This window comes from Frankia sp. BMG5.23 (assembly GCF_000685765.2).
In the GTDB taxonomy this organism is placed as follows: Bacteria; Actinomycetota; Actinomycetes; order Frankiales; family Frankiaceae; genus Frankia; species Frankia casuarinae.
The window spans coordinates 1-5,084 of sequence record NZ_JDWE01000113.1 but is presented as its reverse complement, the minus strand read 5'-3'; the positions used below and the strand labels follow the sequence as shown (position 1 = coordinate 5,084).

Here is a 5,084-nt window from a genome sequence, read left to right as displayed (position 1 = left end):
CTCGGCGGCGCGGGCCCGCTGCTCGGCGCGCACGGCACGGGCCACCGCCTCGGCGACCCGTTCGGCGGCTTCGGCCTCGGCCGCCTCGACGGCCGCCTCGACGGCGGTGACGTCGCCGAGGGCGGACATCTGCCGGCTGAAGGCGTCGAGGGCGCAGGTCAGCTCGGCGGCGAGGGCGCGCACCTGAGCGGCGAGGTCCTCGGCGCGCAGCCGACCGGCGGCCAGCGGCAGGGTGGCGAGGTCGGCCCGGGCGGCGGGCGTGCCGGCGGAGTCCGCACCGCCACGCCCGGCGAGCTCACGGCGGCGACGGTAGGCCGCGAGCCGGTTGTGCGCCGGGTCGTCGCAGTACGCCGGCGGGCGCCCCGGGCCTTCGGCGGGGGCGGCGGGTCGGGTACATCCCGGGAAGGCGCAGCGCGGCGCCGTCGCGGCGCGGGCCGCCGCACCCTCGGACCCGCCGCCGCGGGCGCGGGTGCCTTCGGGGACCGCGTGGCCGGCCGCCGGGCCGGCGGTGGATCCCTCCGGCGTCGCCGGGCCGCCCCCAGCCCCCGGCGCTCCTCCCGAAGACATGCCGGCCGCCGGGAGCGCGGGTTCGCCGTCACGGGGACGCGGCGGCCGCATCGGCCCCACCGGTTCAGGCGGCTCCCGACGCTGGTGCGGCGGTCGTGGCACCCGAGACATGACTCATCCCCTCCACTTACATATCGTCGCAAGCGATGAAACGTTTGGAAAAACGTTATACCACGAAACGGAACGTTTCAGGGGAGCGCGTGGCATGGCGCGTCCTGACGCCCGATAAGCCTCCCTTCCCGGGCGTCAGAAAATGATCATCCCGGGATGGTTCCCTGTGACCGGCCCCGGTAGATGGCCGGGTTCCGGCCGCTTTGTTTGGCAGGGACCGCGCTGGCTCGGGTGCACATGGGCCTGGGGGGAATCGGACCAGCGCATGCGCCGACATGGTGATCCGGTCCGGTCCAACTTCAGTGGCACGAACTGCCGGTGGGCCACCTCGGACTGTTCCTACGGTGTGCTACAGCAGCGCAGCGCACCCGTGCGGTGTGGCTGTGGTCCGTGGAGTCCTATCCTGTCAGGATGCGCGAACCCACGGCGGGTCACGAACGCCCGGTGCGCGGCTTCGAGATGATCTGCGAGATCGAGCCGCCGACCCGGCCGGACCTGACCCACGCCCGCCACCAGATCGGCGTCCTGAGCCCCGTCACCGACGCGTTCCTGATCCCCGACAACCACATCGGACGCGCGACGGTGTCGAGCATCGCCGTCGCCCACGAGGTGGCGACGATGGGGGGACGCAGCATCGCCTGCGTGAACTCCCGCGACCGTAACCTGCTCGGCTTCCGCCGCGACCTGCTCACCGCCGCGGCCTACGGCGTCGAGGAATTCCTGTTCGTCCACGGCGACAAACCCACCGCCGGGAACCGGACCGGCGACCTGACCGTGCGCGCGATGATGGACGAGGCCCGCGCGGCCAGCGAGGATCCGGTCTTCGCGGACATGCCGGCGTTCCGGGTCGGCGCCGCGGCTGGCCTACGTCCACTGCCCACCTGGAAACGAGCGGCCGACTTCCTGTTCGTACAGATCAGCTACTCGGTGGACGCCCTGCTGCGCTGGCGCGACGCCCATCCGGTCGAACTGCCGATCTACGCCGGCGTCATGGTCCTCGCGAGCGCCGGGATGGCCCGCCGCCTCGCCGCGGCCATCCCCGACATCGACATTCCCGACGACCTCGTCCAAGCAGTCGAACGGGACCAGGCGGCCGGGGTCGAAGCGGCCTGCGACCAGGTGCTACGGCTGCGCGACAGCGGCGCCTTCGCCGGTGTGCACCTCGTCCCGGTTAGCCGCTACCGCCAGGTCGCCACCCGACTTGAGGACCTTCTCTAACCGCCCGGGCCGGAGTGAGTGACACAGGGCACCCCGACAGTGATTATTAGTACGAAGAGATGTCGATCTGTCGCAGAGCAACATCGTCGGGGGATGTGGTGGGTGGACGCCGAAACAGCAGGAGTGCCAGGAAAAGGGAGGGCTGGTGGAGGTGGACAGCTATGTTCGTTGTGCTGCCCGTCAGTCTGATCGTCCTCGTGGCAGCGTGCAGATCATCTTCTCAATCTCATGTGCCTAGCCCATCCCCCACAACCTCCGGAACGGAAGAGCATTCGAGTACTCCTACCGGCTTCGCGATCCCCACGCTACCCCAGCCGCATCCCACAATCGACCAGAAAAAATCAATCAATGGACAGATTCCTGGGGTCTCGGCAGCCGTTTCGCGCGGTGGTGGCGGCGGAATCCCGAGCGTGCGCCCCGAATCGGGGACTCCACCTCCTTCCAGTCCTCGGGTATCCCCGCCGGATGGCGATAATGCTCCCGCGGGAGGTGGGGGAACCGCGCCTTCCTCGCACATTTCCGGGGGCGGGTGAGACACTTTTCTCGCTTTCTTTTATATCGCACAATTCGGCCGGAAGAGTGGCCTGGCGGGAGTTTGTGTTTATGGGACGATGTCGACGCGGAGTCGGGTGGGGTCCTCGGTGAGGATGACGACGGGTGCGCCGTTGTCCTTCGTCCAGCTGGTGGGTAGCAGGAACCAGCGGTTGGCGCGGTAGGCCAGGACGTGCAGGCCGGTGTAGCGCCAGCGCCAGATGGTTTTGGCGGGTGTGAGGTCGACTTCGTCGACCTGGTAGTCCGGGCTTAACGGGAGTCGGTCGGTGCTGTAGACGATGGCTGCCGATCGTTGCCCGACGGTCGCGGCGATGCCGCGGGCAAGCTGGTTGCCTTGGCGATCGGCTTCGACGGAAAACCCCCAGAACAGGGCGATCAGCAGTGTCGCGGCGAGAGTGGCGCGGCGTAGTCGGGTCAGCGGGGCGGACATCAGCGGTGGGGGTGGTCCGCGGCGGGCGCGGCGGCGGCGTCGCCGGTGACACTGCTGTTCGGCTAGGTGGACGGCGTACTCGGTCAGCACGGCGGCCATGCCAAGCGCGACCGGCGCCACCCGCACAGGTATCAACTTCAGGTTGATCAGGTCGAGGCTGCCGGCTGCGGTCAGGAACAGCAGCATGGCAACCAGCCCGGTTGCGGGAGAGGCCCCCCGAGCGACGCGGGAGGTGGGGGGACGTCGGCGCAGCTGCCGGGTGAGCAGGGCGTGGCCAGCCAGGGTCAGCAGAACCAGGAAGGCGAGGAAGATCAGGGGACGGAAGACGACCTGGGCGCTGCGGAGCACCAGATCCTGGAAGGAGAAGTCCAGCTGGCTGACTTCGAGGCCGAAATAGCCGAACAGGGCCTGCGCACGGACGAAACCGAAGTCGTAGAGCAGCGCGGTGAGTACCGTTACCGGAGCCAGAACAATCCCGAACAGCTCCCCGATCCGGGTAAGCCACGCACCCCCGCTGTCTCCCCCACTTCCGGGGGCCGTCGGCGTCATCGACGAATATCCACAGAGGTGGGAAGAGTGACGTCGAGGCGGGTGACGGTCTGCTCGGGTGGGGTGGTGTCGAGCCCCCATTCACCGAAGCGGCGGACGTTCTCGCGGATGTACGGGCTGATGGTGGCCAGGTCGTCGGGTTCGACCACCTGCCCTTCGGCGACGAGCTGGTTAACGACATCGGTGATGTCCAACGCGTTCTGGTGGATCACGCAGTTCGCGGTCAGCTCGTTGAACTTGACGATCTTCTCGTGATGGTCGGGATCGTTGTGGCCGATCAGGTCCCCGCCGAACATCAGCCAGTCGGCGAAGCCGTGGAAGGCCTCGACCTTGCCCAGACGGCGCAGCAGCGTGACCGAGGAGCGGACGCCTTCCCGGATCGAGATCGCGGCGCGGATCAGATTCTTCCAGCCGGCCTCCGCCAACGTTTTGATCACCAGCCGGCCGGCGCGTTCGGAGACCTCCCCGATCGGATCGGCCGCCCCCGCAGCCTCCTCCTCGATCGATGCCACCAGCCACCCCGTACTACACCCCCGATAGTGATCGGCAGGATACCGAGCGACCCAACGCCGTACGCCACCGGGCTACAGCCGCCCGTTGCCCCTTTCTGCCGTATCTCGGTGGCCTCCCTACCAGGTCGGTTCCCCACAGATCCTGGTCGAGTGCGTTCGGAGACGCGCAAGAACAACGGTGTGACTCCACGTCGGCAGGAGCGCGTACCCGCGGCCGTCAGCGCGCCCGCTGGCCGCCCGCCACGGCTCGCGGTCATCGTCGAGATCCTACCGCACCGCCCGCGAAGTCCTCGTCATCGGAACCTGACCCAACCCGCGCACCAGACTTGATCACTCTCAGGCCCCGTCTTCGCAGCGCGCTACGGTTGCCGGCATGCAGCCGCCACCGCCACGCCCGCCGACACTGCGGGTCATGCAGGCCAGCACCGCAGGCGAACGCGAAACCCTGGAAGCGTTCCTCGACTTTTACCGGGATGTCCTCGTCCACAAGGTGCGCGGTGTCAGCGACCAGGACAGCGCACGCAGGATGCTGCCCTCGCTCACCACCCTCGCCGGCCTCGTCAAACACCTGACCGTGGTGGAGCGAAACTGGTTCGGTCGGCTGACCGACGACCCCGACACACTCCCGACCGGCCAGGAAGACACCAGCTGGGTGCTTGCCGACACCGACACCATCGACTCGCTGCTGGCGGCGTACGACCAGGCGTGCGCAGCCTCCCGAAAGGCCGCGGCCGGGTACGCGCTCGACGACATCGTCGCGACCCCTGTCTCCCGCCCCGACCTACCCCAGGTATCACTGCGGTGGATCTACATCCACATGATCGAAGAGACAGCCCGCCATACCGGCCACGCCGACATCGTGCGCGAGCTCACCGACGGAGCGACCGGCGTACTCGGGTAGCAGACAGCCCGTCGCTCCACCGGCCCCCGCGGTCCGTCGCCGCCGACGAGCTGGGGGTGGCCGTCAACGACGAGCGGGTCCGCCGGCAGGTGACCCGCGGCGGCGCCCACCATCTCGCGAAGATCGGCATGCTGCGACAGCTGGCCGGACAGGCTAAGAGCGTGTCTCACGTCGAGTGCGGGAGTTTCTTCCAGCAGGTGATCGCGGCAGCCAGGCAGAGGAACCCGAGGAAGTTGTAGCCGTT

5 protein-coding genes and 1 pseudogene are annotated in these 5,084 nt (G+C 68.6%); 3 read left to right on the top strand and 3 right to left on the bottom strand.

Annotation, left to right across the window (positions count from 1 at the left end):
- A pseudogene (locus tag BMG523DRAFT_RS21740) lies at positions 1-567 on the bottom strand (hypothetical protein); the annotation flags it as partial.
- A 522-nt stretch (positions 568-1,089) separates the two neighbouring features.
- Here BMG523DRAFT_RS21740 and BMG523DRAFT_RS21735 point away from each other — a divergent pair.
- Positions 1,090-1,896: a methylenetetrahydrofolate reductase gene (locus BMG523DRAFT_RS21735; RefSeq protein ID WP_035732966.1), complete on the top strand. Its 807-nt coding sequence runs from the start codon at positions 1,090-1,092 to the stop codon at positions 1,894-1,896.
- A gap of 601 nt (positions 1,897-2,497) precedes the next feature.
- On the opposite strand, the gene BMG523DRAFT_RS21730 is transcribed toward BMG523DRAFT_RS21735, so the two are convergent.
- Together BMG523DRAFT_RS21730 and BMG523DRAFT_RS21725 are read right to left on the bottom strand one after the other, a co-directional pair.
- Entirely contained in the window at positions 2,498-3,427 is a 930-nt protein-coding gene (locus BMG523DRAFT_RS21730) for a hypothetical protein (protein ID WP_023841897.1), read from the bottom strand.
- On the bottom strand, positions 3,424-3,939 hold the full coding sequence (locus BMG523DRAFT_RS21725) for a Tn3 family transposase (protein WP_011436729.1): 516 nt from the start codon (positions 3,937-3,939) through the stop codon (positions 3,424-3,426). The genes BMG523DRAFT_RS21730 and BMG523DRAFT_RS21725 overlap by 4 nt, the downstream gene beginning before the upstream one ends.
- Positions 3,940-4,312: 373 nt before the next feature.
- Here BMG523DRAFT_RS21725 and BMG523DRAFT_RS21720 point away from each other — a divergent pair, with 373 nt between their 5' ends.
- Both BMG523DRAFT_RS21720 and BMG523DRAFT_RS21715 read left to right on the top strand, forming a co-directional pair.
- Positions 4,313-4,840, top strand: a complete 528-nt coding sequence (locus BMG523DRAFT_RS21720) for a DinB family protein (protein WP_011436730.1) — start codon at positions 4,313-4,315, stop codon at positions 4,838-4,840.
- A 56-nt stretch (positions 4,841-4,896) separates the two neighbouring features.
- On the top strand, positions 4,897-5,079 hold the full coding sequence (locus BMG523DRAFT_RS21715) for a hypothetical protein (RefSeq protein ID WP_023841899.1): 183 nt from the start codon (positions 4,897-4,899) through the stop codon (positions 5,077-5,079).
- The last annotated feature ends 5 nt before the right edge of the window (positions 5,080-5,084 follow it).

What these genes read in the sequence shown, in the direction of transcription:
- BMG523DRAFT_RS21735 (WP_035732966.1), top strand. Translation starts at nt 1,090, where the DNA reads ATGCGCGAACCCACGGCGGGTCACGAACGCCCGGTGCGCGGCTTCGAG.
- BMG523DRAFT_RS21730 (WP_023841897.1), bottom strand. Translation starts at nt 3,427, where the DNA reads ATGACGCCGACGGCCCCCGGAAGTGGGGGAGACAGCGGGGGTGCGTGG.
- BMG523DRAFT_RS21720 (WP_011436730.1), top strand. Translation starts at nt 4,313, where the DNA reads ATGCAGCCGCCACCGCCACGCCCGCCGACACTGCGGGTCATGCAGGCC.